This window comes from Achromobacter sp. 2789STDY5608621 (assembly GCF_001299375.1).
Classification (GTDB): Bacteria; Pseudomonadota; Gammaproteobacteria; order Burkholderiales; family Burkholderiaceae_B; genus Achromobacter; species Achromobacter insuavis.
This window is the reverse complement of record NZ_CYTU01000076.1, coordinates 1-22163: the sequence shown is the minus strand read 5'-3', so window position 1 is coordinate 22163 and position 22163 is coordinate 1. Positions and strand designations below refer to the sequence as shown.

The following is a 22163-nucleotide window of genomic DNA, read 5'->3' as shown; positions in this document are numbered from 1 at the left end:
GCGGCGCCAGCAGCGCCGGGTCCACGCCCGGCGCGGCCGCGTGGGCGGCCAGCGCCGGCGCGGCCAGCAGCCATGCAAGCAGGAGGTGACGCAGGAATTTCGCGATGACCGCATTCAGCATGGCTGCGCTTCCGGTTCCGGTTTAAAGGCCTTGCTTGCTTTCGTTGCCCGGGATGTAGGGGCTCCACGGTTGCGCGCGGATCGGGCCCTTGCTCTTCCAGACCACGTTGAACTGGCCGTCCGCCTTGATCTCGCCGATGTAGACCGGCTTGTGCAGGTGGTGGTTGGTCTTGTCCATCTCGATCGAGAAGCCGCTCGGCGAATTGAACTTCTGGCCGCCCATGGCCGCGATCACCTTGTCGACGTCGGTGGTCTTGGCCTGCTCGACCGCCTGCTTCCACATGTGGATGCCGATGTAGGTGGCTTCCATCGGGTCGTTGGTGACCACGGTGTTGGCGTTGGGCAGGTTCTTGGCCTTGGCGTAGGCCTTCCACTTCTTGATGAATTCCTCGTTGACCGGGTTCTTGATCGACTCGAAGTAGTTCCAGGCGGCCAGGTGGCCCACCAGCGGCTTGGCGTCGACGCCGCGCAGTTCTTCCTCGCCCACCGAGAACGCCACCACCGGCACGTCGGTGGCCTTCAGGCCGGCGTTGCCCAGTTCCTTGTAGAACGGCACGTTGGAGTCGCCGTTGATGGTGGAGATGACGGCGGTCTTGCCGCCGGCGGCGAACTTCTTGATGTTGGCGACGATGGTCTGGTAGTCGGAATGGCCGAACGGGGTGTAGACCTCGTCGATGTCGCTGTCCTTCACGCCCTTGGAGTGCAGGAAGGCGCGCAGGATCTTGTTGGTGGTGCGCGGGTACACATAGTCGGTGCCCAGCAGCACGAAGCGCTTGGCGCCGCCGCCGTCTTCGCTCATCAGGTATTCCACGGCGGGAATGGCCTGCTGGTTGGGCGCGGCGCCGGTGTAGAACACGTTCTTCTCCAGCTCCTCGCCTTCGTATTGCACTGGGTAGAACAGCAGGCCGTTCAGTTCCTTGAACACCGGCAGCACCGACTTGCGCGACACCGAGGTCCAGCAGCCGAACACCACCGCCACCTTGTCCTGCGACAGCAGCTGGCGCGACTTCTCGGCGAACAGCGGCCAGTTCGAGGCCGGGTCGACCACCACCGCTTCGAGCTTCTTGCCCATCACGCCGCCGTTGGCGTTGATCTCGTCGATGGTCATCAGGGCCACGTCCTTGAGCGACGTCTCCGAGATGGCCATGGTGCCGGACAGCGAATGCAGGATGCCGACCTTGATGGTGTCTTCGGCGGCGAACAGTTGCGGCGTCCAGCCCGACATGGCCAATAGGCTCGCGGCGGTCAATTGCTTGAGGACTAGTCTGCGTTTCATGGTGACTCCTGGATGGGAAGAAGCCGGCGGCGCCGGCAATAACGGTCTCAAAGCCTGGGACTGCATCCAACTACCTCTGCGCGCGGCCCTGCCGAAGCAAGGGCGTGACCAGGACTCAAAAGCAAAAGGCGTGCCAGGCGCATCGCGGGCGCGATGCGCTGTATGGAGCGATAGGGAAAAGGGGCGGCGCGGGGAGGGCGGCGGCGCGATTCAATCTGGTGCCGCGTGCACAAAACCGGTGCGGGCGCTGCCCGCTGTGGGTGCGCGCGGCGGCGGGCGGCGGCGCGCCAGGGCCGTGGACACGGGGCGCGGCGCACATGGCACGCGTATTGCTTGGGAATCCGTACTTGTATACAAGAGAGGATTCCAGCATGAATGCCGTAGCAACGCAGAAGGGCCCCATCGGTTGGACGATCGCGCAATGGCAGTCGGCCTATGACGACGGGGCCACGCCCGACACGCTGCTGGGGCCGCTGGCCGCCGCGCCGGGCGACGCCGCCGACAACGCCTGGATCACGCGGGTCGACGCGCCGGTGCTGGCGCGCCAGCTCGACGACCTGCGCCTGCTGCTGGCCGCCGCCGGCGGCGACCGCGCCCGCCTGCCGCTGTACGGCGTGCCGTTCGCCATCAAGGACAACATCGACGCGGCCGGCTGGCCGACCACGGCGGCCTGCCCCGCGTTCGCCTACACGCCGGACGAAGACGCGACCGTGGTGCGGCGCCTGCGCGCGGCCGGCGCCATCCTGATCGGCAAGACCAACCTCGACCAGTTCGCCACGGGCCTGGTCGGCACCCGCTCGCCGCACGGCGCGGTGGCCAACAGCTTCAACCCCGATTACATCAGCGGCGGCTCCAGCTCGGGGTCCGCCTCGGTGGTGGCGCGCGGACTGGTGGCGTTCTCGCTGGGAACCGATACGGCGGGCTCGGGCCGGGTGCCGGCGGGCTTCAACAATATCGTCGGCCTGAAGCCGACCAAGGGCTGGCTCAGCACCGCGGGTGTGGTGCCGGCCTGCCGCACGCAGGACTGCGTGTCGATCTTCGCGTTGACGGTGGACGACGCCGAGCGCGTGGCCGGCATCGCCGGCGGCTATGACGAGCGCGATCCCTATTCGCGCGCACAGCCGGCCGGCGCCGCCGCGCCCTGGCCCGCCACGCCGCGGCTGGCCGTGCCCGACCGGCTGGAGTTCTTCGGCGACGCCCAGGCCGCCGCCGCGTTCGAGGCGGCGGTGCAGGCGCTCAAGGCCGGCGGCGCCGAGGTCCAGGCCATCGACTTCGCGCCGTATGCCGAGCTGGCGGCGCTGCTGTACCAGGGGCCGTGGGTGGCCGAGCGTTTCGCCGCGGTCGAGGCGCTGTGGCGCGACAAGCCCGAGGCCATCCATCCGGTGGTGCGCGGCATCGTCGAGGGCGCGGCCAACTACGACGCGCTCGACGCCTTCAAAGCCGAATACCGCCGCGCCGAACTGACGCGCCGCATCCACCAGTCGCTGCAAGGCTTCGACGCGCTGGTGGTGCCGACCTCGCCGTCGATCTACACCATCGCGCAGTTGCAGGCCGACCCGGTGCGGCTCAATACGCAACTGGGCATCTACACCAACTTCGCCAACCTGGCCGACCTGTCGGCGCTGGCGCTGCCGGCCGGCATGCGCGGCGACGGCCTGCCGGCCGGCATCACGCTGATCGGCATGGCGTGGCAGGACCGCGCGCTGGCGCGTTTCGGCCGCCAATGGCAGGCGCAGCGCGGGCTGCCGCTGGGCGCCACGGGCCAGCCGCTGCCGCCGATGGGGCCGCCCGCCGCCGACCCGGAACTGCTGCGCGTGGCCGTGGTGGGCGCGCACCTGACCGGCATGCCCCTGAACCATCAACTGACCTCGCGCCGCGCGGTGCTGGTGGAAAAGACCCGCACCGCCGCCGACTACCGGCTCTACGCGCTGGCCAACACCACGCCGCCCAAGCCGGGCCTGGTGAAGTCCGACAGCGGCGCGCCGATCGAGGTGGAGCTGTGGGACATCCCGCTGGCGGCGTTCGGCGCCTTCGTGGCCGAGATCCCCGCGCCGCTGGGCATCGGCACGCTGACGTTGCATGACGGCCGCCAGGTCAAGGGTTTCATCTGCGAGCCGCGCGGCCTGGCCGGCGCCCGCGACATCACCGCCTTCGGCGGCTGGCGCGCCTACCTCGCCAGCCTGAACGCCACCCCCCGCTAATGCCAATCGCCCCTGGGAGCCGAACCGTGTTCGATACCGTCCTGATCGCCAACCGTGGCGAAATCGCCGTCCGCGCCATCCGTACCCTGAAACGCCTGGGCATCCGCAGCGTTGCCGTGTATTCCGATCCCGACCGCAACGCGGCCCATGTGCGCGAGGCCGACGTGGCCGTGGCGCTGGGCGGCGAGAAGGCCGTCGACAGCTATCTGCGCACCGACCTGCTGCTGGCGGCCGCGCGCGAGCATGGCGCCCAGGCCATCTACCCCGGCTATGGCTTCCTGTCGGAAAGCGCCGAATTCGCCGAGGCCTGCGAGGCCGCCGGCATCGCCTTCGTCGGCCCGACGCCGCTGCAGATCCGCGAGTTCGGCCTGAAGCACCGCTCGCGCGAGCTGGCGGCCGAGGCCGGCGTGCCGATGACGCCGGGCACGGGCCTGCTGGCCAGCCTGGGCGAGGCGCTGACGCAGGCCGAGCGCATCGGCTATCCGGTGATGCTCAAGAGCACCGCGGGCGGCGGCGGCATCGGCCTGTCGCGTTGCGACAACGAGGCCGAGCTGACGGTGGCGTTCGACAGCGTGCAGCGCATGGGCGAGCATTTCTTCCGCGACGGCGGCGCCTTCATCGAACGCTACGTGGACAACGCCCGCCACGTCGAGGTGCAGATCTTCGGCGACGGCGCCGGCCGCGTGCTGGCGCTGGGCGAGCGCGATTGCTCGGTGCAGCGGCGCAACCAGAAGGTGATCGAGGAAACGCCCGCGCCGCACCTGCCGGCCGCGACCCGCGCGGCGCTGCTGGCGGCGGCGGTCAAGCTGGGCGAATCGGTGGCCTACCGCTCGGCCGGCACGGTCGAATTCATCTACGATCCGGCGCGCGACAGCTTCTACTTCCTGGAGGTCAATACCCGCCTGCAGGTGGAGCACCCGGTGACCGAGGCGGTGACCGGGCTCGACCTGATCGAATGCATGCTGCGCGTGGCGGCGGGCGAGCCGCTGGACCTGGCCGCGATGTCGCGCGCGCCGCAAGGCGCGTCGATCGAGGTGCGGCTGTACGCCGAGGACCCGCTGCGCCAGTTCCAGCCGTCGCCCGGCGTGCTGACCGAGGTGCATTTCCCGGCCGGCGTGCGGCTCGATGGCTGGGTCGAGACCGGCACCGAGGTGCCGGCGTTCTACGACCCGATGCTGGCCAAGCTGATCGTGCACGCCGACACTCGCGAGGCCGCGCTCGACAAGCTGGCCGACGCGCTGGCGCACACGCGCCTGCACGGCATCGCCACCAACCTGGACTATCTGCGCCAGATCGTGGCCGACGCGCGCTTTCGCGCCGGGCAGCTGTCGACGCGTTTCCTGGAAGGCTTCACCTACCGGCCCGCGGCCATCGAGGTGCTGGAGGCCGGCACCTACACCAGCGTGCAGGACTACCCGGGCCGCACCGGCTATTGGGACATCGGCGTGCCGCCGTCGGGGCCGATGGACGACTACGCTTTCCGCCTGGCCAACCGCATCGTCGGCAACGCGCCCGACGCCGCCGGCATCGAGGCCACGCTGGTCGGGCCGACGCTGCGCTTTCATGGCGACGCCATCGTCGCGCTGACCGGCGCCGAATGCGCCGCCACGCTCGATGGCGCGCCGGTGCCGATGTGGCAGCCGGTCACGGTGCGCTCGGGCCAGGTGCTGGCGACGGGCCGGGCGCTGTCCGGCTGCCGCACCTACCTGGCGGTGCGCAACGGGCTGGACGTGCCGGTCTACCTGGGCAGCCGTTCGACCTTCGCGCTGGGCCAGTTCGGCGGCCACGCCGGGCGCACGCTGCGGGTGGGCGACATGCTGCCGGTGGTGCGCCCCGATCTGCCGGCCGCGAACGCCGAGCCGCCGGTGAACGCGCCGCAGGCCGCGCCGGCCGAGCTGATCCCCGCCTATGGCAACGCCTGGGAGATCGGCGTGCTGTACGGCCCGCATGGCGCTCCGGACTTCTTCCGCCCCGAAGCCATCGAGGCCTTCTTCGCCGCCGACTGGGAGGTGCACTACAACTCCAACCGCCTTGGCGTGCGGCTGACCGGCCCCAAGCCGACCTGGGCGCGCGAGAACGGCGGCGAGGCCGGCCTGCATCCGTCCAACATCCATGACTGCGAATACGCCATCGGCAGCATCAACTTCACCGGCGACAGCCCGGTGATCCTGACGCGCGACGGCCCCAGCCTGGGCGGCTTCGTCTGCCCGGTGACGATCGCGCGCGCCGAACTGTGGAAGGTGGGCCAGGTCAAGCCGGGCGACCGCATCCGCTTCGTGCGCATCGACTATGCCGAGGCGGTGGCGCGCGAAGCGGCGCAGGATCGCAGCGTCGAACAGCTGCGCGCCGTGGCGCCGCGGGCCACCACGCCGTCGGCGCCGCCCGCCACGGCCTCGGAAACCATCATCGCCGCGCTGCCGGCCACGGACGCGCGCCCGTCGGTGTCGTACCGCCAGGCGGGCGACGGCTACCTGCTGCTGGAGTACGGCGACAACGTGCTCGACCTGGCGCTGCGCATGCGCATCCACCTGCTGATGGATGCGCTGGCGGCGCGGCCGATCGATGGCGTGCGCGAGCTGTCGCCGGGCGTGCGCTCGCTGCAGATCCGCTACGACAGCCGCGTGATCCTGCAGCAGGCGTTGATCGACCGCCTGCTGCAGATCGAATCGCAACTGGCCGACGTGGCGACGCTGAAAGTGCCGACCCGCGTGGTCTACCTGCCCATGGCGTTCGAGGACTCGGCCACGCTGGGCGCGGTGCAGCGCTACCAGGAAACCGTGCGCGCCAGCGCGCCGTGGCTGCCGAACAATGTCGACTTCATCCAGCGCATCAACGGCCTGGCCAGCCGCGAGGACGTGCGCCGCATCGTGTTCGACGCCAGCTACCTCATCATGGGCCTGGGCGACGTCTACCTGGGCGCGCCATGCGCGGTGCCGATCGATCCGCGCCACCGCCTGCTGACGTCCAAGTACAACCCGGCGCGCACCTTCACGGCCGAGGGCACGGTGGGCATCGGCGGCGTCTACATGTGCATCTACGGCATGGATTCGCCCGGCGGCTACCAGTTGGTGGGCCGCACGCTGCCGATCTGGAACAAGTTCCTGAAGAACCCGGTGTTCCAGGACGGCAAGCCGTGGCTGCTGCGCTTCTTCGACCAGGTGCGCTTCTACCCGGTGAGCGAGGCCGAGCTGGACACGCTGCGCGAGGACTTCCGCGAGGGCCGCGCCACGGTGCGGATCGAGGAGGAGGTGTTCGACTTCGCCGCGCACCAGCGCTTCCTGGCCGAGCAGGCCGACAGCATCGGCGCGTTCCAGGCGCGCCAGAAGACGGCGTTCGACGCCGAGGTGGCGCTGTGGAAGCACGAGGATGTGGCGGTGGCGCAGGCCGAGGCCGCGCCGGAACCCGAGACCGCGTTGCGCGAGGGCGAGCGCCTGGTTAGCGCCGACATGTGCGGCAACATCTGGAAGATCCCGGTGCAGGTGGGCCAGAGCGTGGCGGCCGGCGACACGCTGGTGGTGGTCGAGGCCATGAAGATGGAACTGTCTGTGATCGCGCCGGTGTCGGGCACGGTGACGGCGATCCGCTGCGTGCCGGGCAAGCCGGTCAATGCCGGCGACGCGCTGCTGGTGCTGGCCGAGGACGCCACGTGCCCCGTGACCTGACCCTGCGCGATCCGGTGCGCATCAGCCCGGCGCTGCGGCAGGCGCCGGCGCTGGCGGGCTCGCTGGCGGACCAGGTCTACCAGCGCATCAAGGATGAGCTGTTCGATTTCCGGTTGCTGCCGGGCGACCGCTTCACCGAGGCGGAGCTGGCGTTGCGGCTGGGGGTGAGCCGCACGCCCGTGCGGCTGGGGCTGGCGCGGCTGGAGCGCGAGGGCTTCGTGCTGCCCAGCCCGCGCAGCGGCTGGCAGGTGCGGCCGTTCGATTTCGAGCGCTTCGAGGCGCTGTACGACGTGCGCGTGGTGCTGGAGCTGGCGGCGGTGGAAAGGCTGTGCGCGCGCGAGCAGATGGATGAGCGCGGGCTGCTGGGGGCGTTGGCGGATGTGTGGCTGGTGCCGCCGGCGCAGCGCATCCTGGATGGGCGGATGGTGGCGGAGCTGGACGAGGCCTTTCACTGCTCACTGGTGGCGGCTGCCGGGAATGCGGAGATGGCGCTGATACACCGGGAGGTGACGGAGAAGATCCGGATCGTGCGGCGGCTGGATTTCACCAAGGAGTTCCGGGTGGATGCGACGTATGAGGAGCATGGGGCGATTTTGCGGGCGGTGCTGGCTCGGCGGGGGGAGGCGGCGGGGAGGATGTTGCGGGGGCATATTGAGATGAGCAAGGCTGAGGTTCGGAAGATTACGCTGCATATGTTGCATGTGGCTCGGGAGGGTTCTTGAGGCGCGGCGGGCTGCGGCGGCCGGGTGGGTGCGGGGCTACGATTGCGGTCCGGAGCCTTCGCTCCGGACTGCCCCGTCGTCATCTTCGTCCGCCTGCGGCTCCCTTCAGATTCCCTCGGGCGCATCTACACGCCCCGCACCCACCCGGCCGCCGCAGCCCGCCGCTCGTGCGTCTCCATGCGGCGGGTGGTGGGGTGAGCGGGTTGCTTGGCGTTCTGCTCAGCGTCGTTGGGGGGGCGGAGGAGTTTGCGGGGCCCGCAAAAAAAGGGCCGCGCGGGCGGCCCTTTTTTTGCATACGCGGTGTGGGGCGTCGGGGCGGTGGTCGCTGCGCGCAGTGGCTGCGCCGCGGGCGCTTGCGCCCGCGCCCGGGGTCAGCCTTGTAGCTGTTTGTAGACTTCTTCGGAGAGGCGTTGGAGTTCGTCGCGGCTGACGGCGCCGGAGAGGGCGTAGCCGAATTGGCCTTCGACCCAGTAGAAGACGCGGACGGGGCCTTCCTGGGTGAATTGGAAGGCGGTCTGGCCGCCGGCGGCTTCGCGGGTGACGTAGAGGGTCAGGCGTTGGCCGTCGGGGGCGCCGTACATGAAGAGGGCGACGGGGCCGCTGCCGCCGGGCAGCAGGCGGCCGCCGACGAGGTCGTAGCCGGCGTGGGTCAGGGACGGGGCGCGCACGGGGGCGCCCAGGCGCTTGGTGAGCCAGGTGACCAGGGCTTTTTCGTTGTCGCCGCTGACTTCGACGGGGCGGCCCATGTCGGGGGCGTAGACGGCGTGGGCGATGGCGGCGCGTTGGGCGTAGCCGCCGGCGGCGCGGTCGGGGGCGGCGGTGGCCAATACGGTCTGCAGATGGCGGGCGTCCAGGGCGCCGCGCGCCAGCCAGGCGCTGCTGGCGCTGATGGCGGCGATGGCGATGCCGGCCGCCAGGGCGCGCCACGGCAGGCGGCGCGCGGGGGGCGAGAGCGGCAGGCGCAGGGGCAGGGGTTCGTCCAGCACCGGGTCGAGCAGGGCATGCAGGGCGCGGCGCTGGGCCTGCCAGGCGTGGACGCGGGCCAGGTCCTGCGGGTGGGCGGCGAGGAAGGCGTCGACCTCGGCGTGGCGGCCGGGCGGCAGCTGGCCGTCGGCGTAGGCGTGCAGGTCGGCTTCGGTGATCGGGTTGCCGGCGTTGGGGACGGCGTGGAGGCGTTTGTCGTTCATGTCATTTCACGCGATGGAGCCGGCTGGCGGGTTCCTGGCCTTGCATCAGGGCGCCCAGCCGTTCGCGGGCGCGCGACAGGCGCGACATGACCGTGCCGATCGGCACGCCCAGCACCTGCGCGGTTTCCTGGTACGACAGGTCTTCCACGCACACCAGCAGCAGCACTTCGCGCTGCTCGGCCGGCAGGCCTTGCAGGCAGCGGTCCAGGTCGCGCACCTCCAGGTGGTCGGTCTGCGTGGCGCGCACCGGCACGTCGGGCAGGTCGCCCGCGCCGGCCTGTTCGGCCTGCCGGTGGTTGGCGCGCACGCCGTCGATGAAATGGTTATGCATGATGCCGAACATCCAGGCCCGCAGCTCGCCGCGGCGCTGCCAGCGCGAATAGCGGCTCCAGGCGCGTTCGAGCGTGTCCTGCACCAGGTCGTCGGCCCGGTGCGGGTCGCCCGTCAGCCCGCGGGCGTAGCGCCGCAGGCTGGGGATGCAGGCCAGGATCGCGGCTTCGTCGTCGGCGCGCATGGTCGGGCGTGGATGGGCGGCGCGGCCGGATCAGGGCTTGATGACGTGCCAGACGTCCTTGAAGTTGTCGCCGGTCTTGTCGCCCGGCTTGGCGTCCTTGGCGTACAGGTAGACGGGCTTGCCCTTGTAGGCCCACTGCTTGGAACCGTCGTCGCGGGTGATGATGCTGAGGTCGCCCGAGGCCTTGGCGTCGGCGGCGGCGGTGACCGGGGGCCAGATCTTGGCGCACTGGTCGTTGCAGGCGCTCTTGCCGCCGGCATCCTTGTCGAAGGTGTACAGGGTCATGCCGGCGCTGTTGACCAGGACGCCGTCCTGGGTCTTGACGGCCTGGGCGTGGGCGCCGGCCGAGAACAGGGCGGCGGAGGAGAGAACCAGGGCTGCGGCGATTTGAGTACGCATGTCGTGCCTCGTAGATGGGAAAGTGGGGGACTGCCCTCTACAGACGCCGGGCGGAACGGGAATATTCCGCCGCGGGACAAAAAATTGTGGAGGGCCGGGGATGACGATCCAACCGAGCCTCGCGCGGGCCCTGGGCAACGGCCGCCGTCAGGCGTGGCCGCTGGCGGGCGGGGCGGGTTCGTAGCGCATTTCTATTTCCAGGGCGGTCTCCTCCACGGGGGTGAAGCCCAGCGACTCGTAGAGCCGGCGGGCGGGGTTGCCCTTCAGGACGGACAGGGTGACCGGGGCGCCTTCGTCGTCCGCCTGCCGCAGCAGGCTCGCCAGCAGGCGCCGGCCCAGCCCCTGGCCCTGGAAGGCCGGGTCGATCTGGATCTGCACGACGCGCCAGCCGGCCGGGTCGCGGAAGGTCTTGAACAGGCCGGCCGGGCGGCCGTGCAGCCAGACGATCTGGGCGTCGTCGAAGTGGTAGCGGATGCGCGCCAGGTGATGCGCATCGTCCTGCGGCGCGCCGGCGCGCGCCAGGTGTTCGGTCATGGTCGCCTTGCGCAGCGACAGCAGGAACGGCAGGTCGTCTTCGGTGGCGGCTTGCAGCGCCAGGGAATGGGGGCTCATGGTGCGGCTTCAGGGTTGCTTGAGGGGACCACGCTTGGCGCTTTTGCCGGCCTGGTGGATGAGGTTATAGAGCTGTTGCGCCGCCGGCGCCAGGGGGCGGCCCCTGCGCGAGATCAAACCCAGGCTGCGGGTGACGCGCGGATGCTCCAGTTTGATGCCCGCCAGGGTGGGGTGGCCGGCCGGCGGCATCGCCAGCTGGGGCACCGCCGCCACGCCCAGGCCGGCTTCCACCAGGCCCAGCAGGGTCATGACGTGGCTGACCTCGAAGGCGCTGACGGTGCGCTTGCCGCTCTTGGCCAGGGCGTCGTCGATCAGCAGGCGGTTGCCGCTTTCCTTGGCCACGGTCATGAAGCGTTCCTGCGACAGCTCCTCCCACGATACGCTGCGGCGCGCGGCCAGCGGATGGTCGCGGCGCACCGCCAACACGAAATCCTCGCGCAGCACCGCCTTGAAATCCACGTCCGGCTCCTGGGTGCCGAAAAAACTGATGCCGAAGTCGGCGCGGCCGGTCACCACGCTGTTGAGCACGGTGTGGGCGGTCTCGTCGATGATGCGGACCCGTATCCGCGGAAAGCGCTCGGCGTAGTCGTGAATGATGGCGGGCAGGAAGTAATAGGCCACCGACGGCACGCAGGCCACGGTCACCAGTCCGCCGCGCTGCGCCGCCAGGTCGCCGATGCTGAGCACCGCGCGCTCCAGTTCGTCGATGGCGCCGCGGGCCCGTTCCAGGAAGATGCGGCCTACGTGCGTCAGCGCCACGCGGCGCGTGGTGCGTTCCAGCAGGCGCGCGCCCAGCAGGTCCTCCAGCTTGTCGATGCGGCGGCTCAGCGCCGGCTGCGACAGGTTCAGGTCTTCGGCCGCGGCGCGGAAACTGGCGCGTTCGGCCACGGCCACGAAGGCCTGCAATTCCTGCAAATCGAAATTGATGCGTGCCATGCATTAATCCATCCGTAAGTTGCAATTCAAATAATAGCCGCGCCGTCGCAGAATGCACCGCATGGAAACGATCATCCCTTGCGTACTGATGCGCGGCGGCACCTCCCGCGGCCCCTTCTTCCTCAGCGACTGGCTGCCCGCCGATCCCGCCGAGCGCGACCGGCTGCTGCTGCAGGCCATGGGCTCGCCCCACGCGCTGCAGGTCGACGGCCTGGGCGGCGGCAACTCGCTGACCAGCAAGGTCGCGATCGTGTCGCGCTCGACCCGGCCGGACTGCGACATCGACTATCTGTTCGCGCAGGTCTCGGTGGACCGCGCCAGCGTCGACACCCGTCCCAACTGCGGCAACATGCTGTCGGGCGCCGCGCCCTTCGCCATCGACGAGGGCCTGATCGCCGCGGCCGACGGCGAAACCGCGGTGCGGGTGCACAACGTCAACACCGGCGCCGTGATCGAGGCGGTGGTGCAGACGCCGGGCGGCCGCCTGACCTACGAAGGCGAGGCGCGCATCGACGGCGTGCCGGGCGTGGCCGCGCCGGTGCGCCTGAACTTCCTGGACGCCTGGGGCGCGGTCACCGGCCGCCTGTTCCCCACCGGCCAACGGCAGGAAACCGTGGACGGCGTGGCCGTCACGCTGATCGACGCGGCCATGCCGATGGTGCTGCTGCGCGCCGCCGACTTCGGCCTGCGCGGCGACGAGTCGCCGGCCGAGCTGGACGCCGACCCGGCGCTGCTGGCGCGCCTGGAGCGCATTCGCCGCGAGGCCGGCGCCCGCATGGGGCTGGGGGACGTATCGAACAGCGTCATTCCCAAGCCGGTGCTGCTGGCGCCCGGCAGCGATCCGGCCATCCTGTCCGTGCGCTCGCGCTATTTCACGCCGCACGCCTGCCACCGCGCCCACGCCGCCACCGGCGCCGTCGGCGTGGCGGCGGCCTTCCTCATGCCGGGCACCGTGGCGCATGATTGCGGCGGGCCCGCGCCCAGGGCGGGCTATCGCGGCGTGCGCATCGAGCACCCGTCGGGCGGCATGGACATCGACGTGAACCTGGACGCGGCCAGCGGCGAAGTGCGCGCCGCCGGCCTGGTGCGCACCGCGCGCAAGATCATGAAGGGCCTGCTGTACGTGCCGGGCCGCTATGGCGCGGCGCGGCAGGAGCAGGACGCCCGCCACCGGCTGGCCACGCGCCAGCCGGTGGCGGCCTAGACCGACACAAGACCCAGCGGTCCGCAGAGACCGCCCACAGAACCCTCAGGAGACATGACATGGCTTTCCCCACCCGCAGCACCCTGTGCGCCGCCGCCCTTTGCCTGGTCCTGGGCAGCCCGGCCGCGCACGCCGAATTTCCCGAACGCGCCATCACCATGGTGGTGCCCACCGCCGCCGGCGGCGGCAACGACACCCTGGCCCGCGTGATCGGGCAGAAGATGGGCGAACTGCTGGGCCAGACCGTCATCGTGGTCAACAAGCCCGGCGCGCAGGGCGCCATCGCCGCCGACTACGTGGCGCGCCAGCCGGCCGACGGCTACACCCTGATGCTGGGCTACATCGGCACGCACGGCATCAACCCGGCGCTGCAGAAGCTCAACTACGATCCGGTGCGCGACTTCACCGCGATCGGCATGGTGGCCGACTCGCCCACGCTGATGGTGGTGTCCAGCAGCATCGGCGTGCAGGACGTGCCGGGCCTGCTCAAGTACGGCCAGGCCCACCCCGACGGCCTGAGCTACGCCTCGGCCGGCCCGGGCACGGCGCCGGCGGTGGCGGGCGAGCTGTTCAACCGCGCCACCGGCGCGGCCATGCTGGAGATTCCCTACAAGGGCTCGGCGCCAGCCATGACGGACACGCTGGCGGGCGTCACCCAGGTCATGTTTCCCAGCCTGTTCAGCGCCTATCCGCACCTGAAGTCGGGCAAGATCCGCGCGCTGGGCGTGGCCGGCACGCGCCGCGCCAAGGTGCTGCCCGACATGCCGACGCTGGCCGAACTGGGCGTGCAGGGCGTGGACGTGGCGCAGTGGTACGCGGTGTTCGCGCCCGCCAACGCCGATCCGCAGGTGGTCGCCAAGCTCAACACCGCGCTCAATGGCGCGCTCAACGATCCGGCCGTGGCCGGCAAGATCGACGACCAGGGCGCCGAAGTGCGCACCAGCACGCCGGCCGAGCTCGCCGCGTTCGTGCGCGAGGAAGCCGTCAAGTGGAAGCGCCTGGCGTCGACGATTCACGCGGCGCTGTAAACAGCGCCAGCGGCGCGGCGTCGAAATGGCGCAGGTTCGGAAACACCAGCCGCAGGTCGTCCGCGCTGGCGCCGAACCAGCCGCCCAGCGCCGCGCCCAGCTGCTCCACCGCCAGCGTCGGCAGCAGCCGGCCGTTGTCGACGAAGCCGGGGCCGTCCGGTGCGATCTCGGGATGCGCGCCGTGGTAGCGGCCGCCGTTGACGGCGCCGCCCAGCACGAAATGATGCGCGCCCCAGCCATGGTCCGAGCCGTTGCCGTTCGACCCCAGCGTGCGGCCGAATTCCGAGGCGGTGAAGGTGGTGACCTGGCGCGCCACGCCCTGGCCCGCCAGCGCCGCCTGGAACGCCGCCAGCGCCTGGCCCAGCTCCTTGAGCAGGGCGGGATGGGTGTCGTTCAGGCCGGTGTGGTTGTCGTAGCCGTTCTGCGACACGAAGAACACCTGGCGGCGCGCGCCCAGCGCCTGGCGCGCGGCGATGATGCGCGCCACGATCTTCAACTGCTGCGCCAGCGGCGAGGCGAAATCGCCCGGCACCGCCACGCCCGACAAGGCCGTCCGCAGCCGCGCGTCGGCGTCGATCGACTGCGCCGCGATGCGTGACATCTCGCGCTCCATCAGGTGCTCGCGCGGTTGCGTGATCAGCTGGCGCAACAGCGCGGTGCAGGCGCTGGAGCCATACATGTCGCGCGTCAGCAGCTCGATGCGGGTCGAGCCGTTCACGCCGACCCGGTAACCCGCGACGTGGCGGCCCGCCAGCAGCACGGTGCTGCCGCCGGCGGTGATGCCGGTGAAGCTGCGCTGCGCGTTGATGTCGGCGTACAGGTCGGTCAGGCGGCCGGCCCAGCCGGAGGAAGCACCTTCCGGCGCCAGCGCCTGCCAGTACGATTGCTGGTCGTTGTGCGAGAACAGCTTGGGCGGCAGCGGCACGCGCGCGCCGATGTAGTCCGCCTTGCTGGTGGGCGTCACCAGCGGGCCGACGTTCAGCACCGCGGCCATCTCGCCGCGCTCGAACAGCGGCGCCAACGGCGCCAGCGATGGGGCCAGCGCGAACTGCGCGCCACCGGCGGCGGGCGTTGCGCCACGCAGCGCCGTGGCCTGCAGCGCCTCGCGCGGCAAGGCGATGTCGGTGCGCGCCGCGGCGTAGGCGCGATAGGCGGCGGGGTCGAACGGCACCAGCGTGTTGAACGGGTCGTTGCCGCCGTACAGGAAGACGCACACCAGCGCCTTGTAGTCTCCCGGCGGCGCCGACTGCGCGGCCGCCGCGCCCAGCGCCGCCAGGTTCAGCGCCAGCGGCGCCGCCGCGTGGCTCGCGCCCAGGGCGCAGGCGCGCAGCAGGAATTCGCGGCGATCGGCTCTCATTTCTGCACCAGGTATTCGGGGCTGGCCGCCACCAGCGTGATGGCGGCGCGCACCCGGTCGAGCGGCCGTTCGCGCGGCAGGGTGTCGACCGCCCGCGCGATGGCCTGCGCCGTGGCCGCGCTGAAGGCGTCGCCCGCCAGCAGCAGCACGACCCGCGCCACCAGCGCATCGGCGTCGGCGGCCAGCGCGATCTCGGCGGTGTACGGGGTCTGCAGGTCTTCCCAGCCGCGATCGACGTAGATGGCCACGAAGTTCAGGTAGCCGGCGATGCTGGTTTCATCGGTGATCTGCAGTTCCGGCGCGACCAGGCCGCGCCGCGCCAGCTCGGTGACGGGCGGCGTGTAGCGCGGCCGGAAGAAATTGAACACGCTGGCCGAGCGCATCGGGCTCTGCGCCAGCCGGATGGTGTTGTCGGTGGTGTCGGGCATGGCCCAGGCGCCGTTGGTGGAGGTGGCGCCGAACGCCCGCGCCCAGCCGGAAAAACGCAGGATCGGCTCGCGCACCTTGCCCCAGCCCGGCGCGGCCAGATCGGGGTGGCGCGCCTCGTCGTCCAGCAGGATGGCGCGCACCACCGCCTTGAGATTGCCGCGCGCGCCGTGGCCGTCGTCGTCGAACACGGCCGCCACGCGGCCGACGTAGGCCGGACTCGGATTGCTGGTGACCAGCCGCTGGATCAGTTGCGTGCCGATGAACGGCCCTACGTTGGGATGCGCGCTGATCACTTCCATCGCGCGCTTGAGCGACAGGTGGCCGTCGGTGCCGGGCGGAATCACCGCGCCCAGGAAGCGCTTTTCGGCCAGCGAATGCAGCGCCGGATTGAGCGCCATCGGCCGGCGGTGGAACTGCACGTCGGTCTCGGGACCGTCCAGGTCCCAGCCGGTGAAGACCTTGGCCAGGCCCTGCACGTCGGCGTTGTCGTAGGTTTCCACCGGCGCGCCGTTGGCCAGGCGCGGCGTGCCGTCGCGGTTCAGTTCGACCAGGCCGATGCTGAATAGCTGCATCACCTCGCGCGCATAGTTCTCGTCGGGATGGCGGCCGGTGCGCGGGTCTTCCTTGCGGTTGCCGCGATAGGTCAGCATGCAGCCCATCGACAGGTTGCGGGTGACGGCGGTGAGCAGGTCCTGGTAGTTGCCGAAGGCATGCTCGGCCAGCAGGTCCATGAAGCCGGCGGCGCCGAACAGCGGCCAGTTGGCGGTGATCGACGCCACCCCGACCACGAAGATCTCCGACAGCGCGAACGCCACCCGGGTGCGGACCTGGTCCTCGGCGCTGATGAACTTGCGCCACAGCGTCGATTCGAGCGGCGCGTTGATGCCGTTGCCCTTGTAGGCCTCGGTGTCCTTGCCTTGCTGCAGCAGCCAGTCGAAATGGCTTTGCGAGGGCGGCAGCGCCAGTTGCGCGTCGAGCCATCCGGCGTAGCCGTCGCGCGCCACGGCGTCGATCAGCGCCGGCGTCGGGCCGAAGGTGGCCTGCGCCAAAAAGCGCGAGGCCTGGCCGGGCGTGGGCGGGCGGGTTTCAGCGGAAGCGGGCGGGGCCGCTCCGGACGGCGACGCGGACATGCAGGCAGCCCCGGGGTCGAATGCGAAAGCCTACGGTAGCGAAGCGCCAGGGGGGCTTCAAGACCGCCATTCGGACGAGGGACTAATCCTTTTGCACGAGGCGCGCGCGAGCGGCGCGCCGGCCCGCGCGGGGGCGGGCCGGGCCGCGTGGATTACACCGAACGGGTGATGCCGCCGTCGATGCGGATGTTCTGCCCGGTGATGTAGGACGAGGCGTCGGAAGCCAGGAAGGCGATCAGGTCGGCCACTTCCTCGGCGGTGCCGTAGCGGCCCATCGGGATGCGCACGCGCCGGTCTTCCTTTTCCGGCAGGCTGTCGATGAAGCCGGGCAGCACGTTGTTCATGCGCACGTTGTGCTCGGCGTATTCGTCCGCGAACACCTTGGTGAACGCGGCCAGGCCGGCGCGGAACACGCCGGACGTGGGGAACAGCGCTTCCGGTTCGAAGGTGGCGTAGGTCGAGATGTTGACGATGGCGCCGGATTGCTGGCGCTTCATGACCGGCGCCACCAGGCGCGCGATGCGCACCACGTTGAGCAGGTAGAACTCCATGCCCAGGTGCCAGTCGTCGTCGCTGATTTCCAGCAGCGGGCCCTTGGGGCCGTGGCCGGCGCTGTTGACCACGGCGTCGATGCGGCCCCACTGCTGCAGGGTCGCGTCCACCAGCCGGGCCAGGTCCTCGGGCGAGCGGTTCGAGCCGGTCACGCCCAGGCCGCCCAGCTCGGCGGCCAGCGCCTCGCCCTTGCCGGACGAGGACAGGATCGCCACGCGGTAGCCGTCGGCCGCCAGTTTGCGCGCCGCCGCCGCGCCCATGCCGCTGCCGCCGGCGGTGATGATTGCCACTTTATCCGTGCTCATGCGTCGTTCCCCAGGGTGTCGGAAAACGGCCATTGTAGGGGCGGGCGCGGCGGCCCCGCGCAGATCCCGCGAGGCCGGCAGGGGCGATCAGTCGACCAGCTTGAGCACGCCCTTCATCAGCGCGAAATGGCCGGGGAACGAGCAGAAGTAGGCGTAGTCCTGGCCGGCGGCCAGCTTGCTGACGTCGAAGGTGACCGAATCGGTCTCGCCGCCGCCGATCACCTTGGTGTGGGCGATGACGCGGGCGTCGTCCTTCTTGACGTAGTTGTTGTCCAGGCCGGCGGCCATGCCGTCGTTGACGGCGCCCTGCATGTCGGCCTGCTTGGTCAGCACCCAGTTGTGGCCCATGACGTTCTTGGCCAGCGTGCCGGGGTGCTTGAGGTTCACGGTGAACTGCTTGCAGCTCTTGCTGACCGTGATTTCCTTCTTGTCGAACTGCATCTGGTCGTTGCCGGCGATATCGATCGAGCATTCGGCGGCCAGCACCGGGGCCGAGGCCAGGGCCAGGACGGTCGCGGCGCAGAGATTCTTCAACAGCATGTTCGTGCCTCCAGGGGGGACGGGGGAGAGGGGCCGCGGCGCCCGCAGGCGCGGTATCGCGGTGGTTTCCGTATTCTCTCCCCAGTCTACGCCCTTCGAGGCCGGGCAGCCGGCAGCGGGTTTGACGCAGCGCAAACCCGCGCCAGTGACTTGGCCTGGACCCGGCTAGCGCATGTCGAAGGCTTCCTGGTGCCAGTGGATGCGGCCGCGTCCCAGGCGCCGCAGTCCCTTGCGCAGCGCGGTCGCCAGCCCGGCGGGGCCGCAGTACCAGACATCGGCGACCCGACCGGCGGCCACTTCGCCCTGCGCCAGGGCGGCGGCGTCCAGCCGCTGGCCATCGGCCGCGCTATGCACCTGCAAGGTGACGTTGTCGAGCCGTTCGCAGCGTTGCCGCAGCACCTCCACGAACGGGTCGGCGCCGGCGTCGCGCACGCAATAATGCAGCCACACGGGCGACGGAGCGCGGGGCGCGTCGCGCGCCGCTTCCAGCCAGGCCAGGAACGGCGTGACGCCGATGCCGCCCGCGATCCACACCTGAGGGCCGGCGGCGGGATCGGCGGGGCGTTCGAAGCGGCCATAGGGTCCCTCGACCGTGACGGGCGCGCCCTCGCGCAGCGTGGCCGCCAGGCGTCGGGTGTAGTCGCCCAGCGCCTTGATCTGGAACGTCACGTCGCGGCGTCCGGGATGCGGCGCGCTGGCGATGGTGAACGGGTGCGCGCCCTCGCCGCGCTCGAAGGTGACGAAGGCGAACTGGCCGGCGGCGTGGCCGGGCCAGCGCGCATCGAGTTCACAGGTGACTTCGAGGATGTCACCGGGGCGCTGCGCCAGCGCCGTCACCCGGCCCGCCACGCGCCGGCCCTGGCCGACGCGGCCGGCCAGCGACAGCAACGCGGCCCAGGCTCCGCCCGCCATCAGCGGCAGCAGCAGCACGCCGGTCGGCCCGGTCCAGTAATAGGCCGGCGCCAGCGCCAGGGTGTGGAACGCCAGTATCAGATAGGCCAGCGGCATGGCGCGGTGGACGATGCGCCAGGCGTGGTAGGGAAAGCGACGCCACAGCGTGATGACCAGCATGGCCAGCAGCGCGTAGATCGTCCATTCGCCCAGGTCCTTGGCCAGGCCGCGCGAATCGGTCAGCATGGCCAGCACGGCGTCGCGCGCCGGCCGTCCTTCGATGCCGACCAGCGCCTTCAGCGGCGTGCTGGCCAGCTTGATCAGCCAATGCGCCGCGCCCGCGCCGATGGCCAGGATGCCGGCCCATTTGTGCAACCGGTAGACCTTGTCCATGCCGCCCAGCGGGCCTTCCAGCCAGGCCGGACGCAGCGCCAGCAGCATGATCAGCGACATCAGTCCGATCGACCAGACGCCAGTCAGATACAGGGCCTGCTGCCGCAGCGCCCAGGGCCAGGCGGCCCCGGATGCCGGTTGCAGCAGGAGGGCGTCGACCGCCCAGGCGCCGGTCAGCGCGAGCAGGAAGAGGCCCAGGGCGGAACGGGTTTTCATGGCGCTTGCCTCAGTCCTTGATACGGCTGCGCAACACCGCGCCGGTCTGCGCGTCCACGCGCAGCTTCACGCGCTGGCCCTGCGGGTTGTCGGCCTTGACGTCGTAGCCGCGCTGATGCTCCAGCTCGATCTCGGTGATGTTGCGGTAGCCCGCAGCGGTCAGCGTGTCGTAGATCTGGCGCACGGTCAGGATCTGCGCGGCGGGCGCGGCCTGGGCGGGAGCTGCGGCGGCCGGTGCTGCGGCGGGCTGGGGCGCGGTCTGCGCCAGCGCGGCGGTGCCGGCGAGGGCGGCGGCGCCGATGGCCAGGGCGGACAGGGTCTTGCGGATCGGGTTCATGCGGTTCTCTCCTGAAGGTCGAAGTCGGGCCGTGGATCGGCCATGACGTCATTATTCGGGCGGGCGCATGAACCCGTTCTGAAGCCGCCGTTCACCCGCCGTTCATGTTTGATCCGCTATAAATGAGACGCTTGTCTTCCCCTGTTTTTCCCCCGCGCGCCGGGTTACCCTGGACGCGTTCCCCTCACGGAAACCCCATGACCGCACGTTCGCGCATCGCACTCTGGCTGACCGGCTGCGCGCTGGTCCTGGCGCTGGCCGCCAGCCCGGGCGCGGGCGTGGCCGACGAGAGCGACCACGAGCAGGCGCGGCAGGCGCTGCAGGCCGGCAAGGTGCTGCCTCTGCGCTCGGTGCTGGACATCGTCGAGCGCGATTTTCCCGGCCAGGTGGTGAAGGTCGAGTTCGAGGAAGACGACGGCGTGTTCCTGTACGAGATCCGCCTGCTGCAGCCCGGCGGCAGCCTGGTGAAGCTGAAGATCGACGCGCGCGACGGCACCGTGCTGGGCATGAAGGGGCGCGACATCCAATTCAGGAACCGACACTGATGCGCATGCTTGTCGTCGAGGACGAACCGACCCTGGCCGCGCAACTGGCCGACGCCCTGCGCCACGCGGGCTACACCGTCGACACCGCGGCCGACGGCGCCACCGCCCACTACATGGGCGAGGTCGAGACCTACGACGTGGTGGTGCTGGACCTGGGCCTGCCGGTGATGGACGGCCTGACCGTGCTCAAGCAGTGGCGCGCCGCCGGGCGCGGCATGCCGGTGCTGATCCTGACCGCGCGCGCCAACTGGCACGAGAAGGTCGCCGGCATCGACGCCGGCGCCGACGACTATCTCACCAAGCCGTTCCACATGGAAGAATTGCTGGCGCGCGTGCGCGCGCTGCTGCGCCGCCACAGCAATCACGCCAGCGCGCAATGGCGCTGCGGCCCGCTGATGCTCGACACGCGGCTGGCCAAGGCCACCGTCGACGGCTTGCCGCTGAACCTGACCAGCCACGAATTCAAGGTGCTGGCGGTGCTGATGCAGCGCGCCGGCGAAGTCGTCTCGCGCGGCGAACTGATCGAGCACATCTACGCGCAGGACCACGACCGCGATTCCAACACCATCGACGTCTTCATCGGCCGCCTGCGCAAGAAGCTGCCGGCCGACACCATCGAAACGGTGCGCGGGCTGGGCTACCGGCTGGCCTGTCCCGCATGACGGCGGCGCGCGCGCCCGGCTCGCTGCGCTGGCGCCTGCTGGCGGGCACGCTGGCCTGGATCGCGGTCACCGTCGTGCTGGCCGGCTGGGGCCTGGCCAGCCTGTTCCGCCAGCACATCACCGAACAGCTGCGGGCCGAACTGGCGCTGCACATGAACCAGCTGACGGCGGCGGTCAGCGTGGCGCCGGACGGGCGGCCGACGGTGGCTTCGCCCCTGAGCGACCCGCGCCTGGAGCTGCCGCTGTCGGGCCTGTACTGGCAGATCGACCGCCTCGACGACAACGGCCGCGTGGCGGCCGCCGGCGTGGCGCGCTCGCGCTCGCTGTGGGACCAGGTACTGGCCTTGCCCGCGGCCGACAGCGCCGACGGCGTCTACGACATCGCCGGCCCGCAGGACCATCGCCTGAGCGCGTTGACGCGCCTGCTCAAGCCCGAGGACGCCGACGCCGTCACGCTGCGCCTGATCGTGGCGGCCGACCGCGCGGTGCTGGCCGAGCCGATCGAGCGCTTCAACCACATGCTGCTGCTGTCGCTGGGGGCGCTGGCCGCCGGCCTGGTGGCGGCGGCGGTGGTGCAGGTGGCGGTCGGACTGCGGCCGCTGGGACGGCTGCGCCGCCAGCTGGCGGCGCAGCAGGGCGGCAACAGCCTGCACATCGACGGCCGCTTTCCCAGCGAGATCCAGCCGCTGGTGGACGACTTCAACCGCGTGCTGGCGGTGAACGCGGACATCGTGCAGCGCGCCCGCACGCAGGCCGGCAACCTGGCGCACGCGGTCAAGACCCCGCTCACCATCCTGGGCAACGCGGCCGCGCGCGAGGATGGCGCCTTCGCCCGCCTGGCGCGCGAGCAGGTGGCGATGGCGCAGCGCCAGATCGACCATCACCTGGCGCGGGCGCGGGCCGCGGCGGCGTCGGGCACGGCCGGCGGGCGCACGCCGCTGCGGG

Annotated in this window: 20 protein-coding genes; 8 read left to right on the top strand and 12 right to left on the bottom strand. The window is 70.8% G+C overall.

Translation table 11 applies throughout. The features are described 5' to 3' along the window. Nucleotides 1–142 precede the first annotated feature (142 nt). The gene (gene urtA / locus AOZ53_RS31900) at nucleotides 143–1396 is read right to left on the bottom strand and encodes an urea ABC transporter substrate-binding protein (RefSeq protein WP_054428609.1); all 1254 of its coding nucleotides are present in this window, start codon (nucleotides 1394–1396) and stop codon (nucleotides 143–145) included. Nucleotides 1397–1767: 371 nt separating this feature from the next. Here urtA and atzF point away from each other — a divergent pair, with 371 nt between their 5' ends. Genes atzF through AOZ53_RS31885 form a run of 3 tightly spaced genes read left to right on the top strand, consistent with a single transcriptional unit; the run spans nucleotide 1768 to nucleotide 7981 of the window. Next, nucleotides 1768–3597, top strand: coding sequence for an allophanate hydrolase (gene atzF, locus AOZ53_RS31895; RefSeq protein WP_054490909.1), 1830 nt, complete (start codon nucleotides 1768–1770; stop codon nucleotides 3595–3597). A 26-nt stretch (nucleotides 3598–3623) separates the two neighbouring features. Beyond that, complete coding sequence (gene uca / locus AOZ53_RS31890; RefSeq protein ID WP_054490907.1) at nucleotides 3624–7259, top strand: urea carboxylase; 3636 nt, start codon at nucleotides 3624–3626, stop codon at nucleotides 7257–7259. Continuing rightward, on the top strand, nucleotides 7244–7981 hold the full coding sequence (locus AOZ53_RS31885) for a GntR family transcriptional regulator (RefSeq protein WP_369816858.1): 738 nt from the start codon (nucleotides 7244–7246) through the stop codon (nucleotides 7979–7981). Before uca ends, AOZ53_RS31885 begins: the two co-directional genes overlap by 16 nt. A 371-nt stretch (nucleotides 7982–8352) precedes the next feature. Here the strand turns inward: AOZ53_RS31885 and AOZ53_RS31880 are convergent, their stop codons facing one another. The 5 genes from AOZ53_RS31880 to AOZ53_RS31860 form a co-directional block, all read right to left on the bottom strand. Further along, the gene (locus AOZ53_RS31880; protein WP_054428607.1) at nucleotides 8353–9168 is read right to left on the bottom strand and encodes an anti-sigma factor family protein; all 816 of its coding nucleotides are present in this window, start codon (nucleotides 9166–9168) and stop codon (nucleotides 8353–8355) included. A 1-nt stretch (nucleotide 9169) separates the two neighbouring features. Further along, nucleotides 9170–9682 carry an RNA polymerase sigma factor gene (locus AOZ53_RS31875; protein WP_006390948.1) on the bottom strand — a complete coding sequence of 171 codons (513 nt, stop codon included), beginning with the start codon at nucleotides 9680–9682 and terminating at the stop codon, nucleotides 9170–9172. 30 nt (nucleotides 9683–9712) lie between these two features. Continuing rightward, nucleotides 9713–10081, bottom strand: a complete 369-nt coding sequence (locus AOZ53_RS31870; protein WP_054428606.1) for a COG4315 family predicted lipoprotein — start codon at nucleotides 10079–10081, stop codon at nucleotides 9713–9715. A 147-nt stretch (nucleotides 10082–10228) separates the two neighbouring features. Then, nucleotides 10229–10693 carry a GNAT family N-acetyltransferase gene (locus AOZ53_RS31865; RefSeq protein WP_054428605.1) on the bottom strand — a complete coding sequence of 155 codons (465 nt, stop codon included), beginning with the start codon at nucleotides 10691–10693 and terminating at the stop codon, nucleotides 10229–10231. 9 nt (nucleotides 10694–10702) lie between these two features. Then, on the bottom strand, nucleotides 10703–11629 hold the full coding sequence (locus AOZ53_RS31860) for a LysR family transcriptional regulator (RefSeq protein WP_054460429.1): 927 nt from the start codon (nucleotides 11627–11629) through the stop codon (nucleotides 10703–10705). 61 nt (nucleotides 11630–11690) lie between these two features. Between AOZ53_RS31860 and AOZ53_RS31855 the strand changes: the two genes are divergently transcribed. Continuing rightward, a complete protein-coding gene (locus tag AOZ53_RS31855) occupies nucleotides 11691–12833 on the top strand; it encodes a 4-oxalomesaconate tautomerase (protein ID WP_054476124.1) in 1143 nt (380 codons plus the stop codon). Between the two features lie 59 nt (nucleotides 12834–12892). Continuing rightward, the gene (locus AOZ53_RS31850) at nucleotides 12893–13861 is read left to right on the top strand and encodes a Bug family tripartite tricarboxylate transporter substrate binding protein (protein ID WP_054475963.1); all 969 of its coding nucleotides are present in this window, start codon (nucleotides 12893–12895) and stop codon (nucleotides 13859–13861) included. Here the strand turns inward: AOZ53_RS31850 and AOZ53_RS31845 are convergent. The 6 genes from AOZ53_RS31845 to AOZ53_RS31820 all read right to left on the bottom strand — a co-directional run bounded on the left by AOZ53_RS31845 (nucleotide 13818) and on the right by AOZ53_RS31820 (nucleotide 20011). Next, nucleotides 13818–15218, bottom strand: a complete 1401-nt coding sequence (locus tag AOZ53_RS31845) for a DUF1501 domain-containing protein (RefSeq protein WP_054460431.1) — start codon at nucleotides 15216–15218, stop codon at nucleotides 13818–13820. The two genes, AOZ53_RS31850 and AOZ53_RS31845, sit on opposite strands and share 44 nt — an antisense overlap. After that, nucleotides 15215–16777: a DUF1800 domain-containing protein gene (locus AOZ53_RS31840; protein ID WP_054475966.1), complete on the bottom strand. Its 1563-nt coding sequence runs from the start codon at nucleotides 16775–16777 to the stop codon at nucleotides 15215–15217. Before AOZ53_RS31840 ends, AOZ53_RS31845 begins: the two co-directional genes overlap by 4 nt. A 152-nt stretch (nucleotides 16778–16929) precedes the next feature. Beyond that, nucleotides 16930–17634, bottom strand: a complete 705-nt coding sequence (locus AOZ53_RS31835; RefSeq protein WP_054490905.1) for an SDR family oxidoreductase — start codon at nucleotides 17632–17634, stop codon at nucleotides 16930–16932. Nucleotides 17635–17721: 87 nt separating this feature from the next. Further along, nucleotides 17722–18174, bottom strand: coding sequence for an azurin (gene azu / locus AOZ53_RS31830; RefSeq protein ID WP_054475969.1), 453 nt, complete (start codon nucleotides 18172–18174; stop codon nucleotides 17722–17724). 165 nt (nucleotides 18175–18339) lie between these two features. Then, nucleotides 18340–19674, bottom strand: coding sequence for a ferredoxin reductase family protein (locus AOZ53_RS31825; RefSeq protein ID WP_054475970.1), 1335 nt, complete (start codon nucleotides 19672–19674; stop codon nucleotides 18340–18342). A 10-nt stretch (nucleotides 19675–19684) separates the two neighbouring features. After that, nucleotides 19685–20011, bottom strand: a complete 327-nt coding sequence (locus tag AOZ53_RS31820; RefSeq protein ID WP_054428598.1) for a PepSY domain-containing protein — start codon at nucleotides 20009–20011, stop codon at nucleotides 19685–19687. A 197-nt stretch (nucleotides 20012–20208) separates the two neighbouring features. Between AOZ53_RS31820 and AOZ53_RS31815 the strand changes: the two genes are divergently transcribed. From AOZ53_RS31815 to AOZ53_RS31805, 3 genes are all read left to right on the top strand, one after another. Continuing rightward, on the top strand, nucleotides 20209–20556 hold the full coding sequence (locus AOZ53_RS31815; RefSeq protein WP_054490903.1) for a PepSY domain-containing protein: 348 nt from the start codon (nucleotides 20209–20211) through the stop codon (nucleotides 20554–20556). Then, complete coding sequence (locus AOZ53_RS31810; RefSeq protein ID WP_054428596.1) at nucleotides 20556–21218, top strand: response regulator transcription factor; 663 nt, start codon at nucleotides 20556–20558, stop codon at nucleotides 21216–21218. Before AOZ53_RS31815 ends, AOZ53_RS31810 begins: the two co-directional genes overlap by 1 nt. After that, nucleotides 21215–22163 (top strand): hypothetical protein (locus AOZ53_RS31805; protein WP_054490900.1); only part of this gene is annotated, 949 nt, incomplete at its 3' end. The genes AOZ53_RS31810 and AOZ53_RS31805, both read left to right, overlap by 4 nt.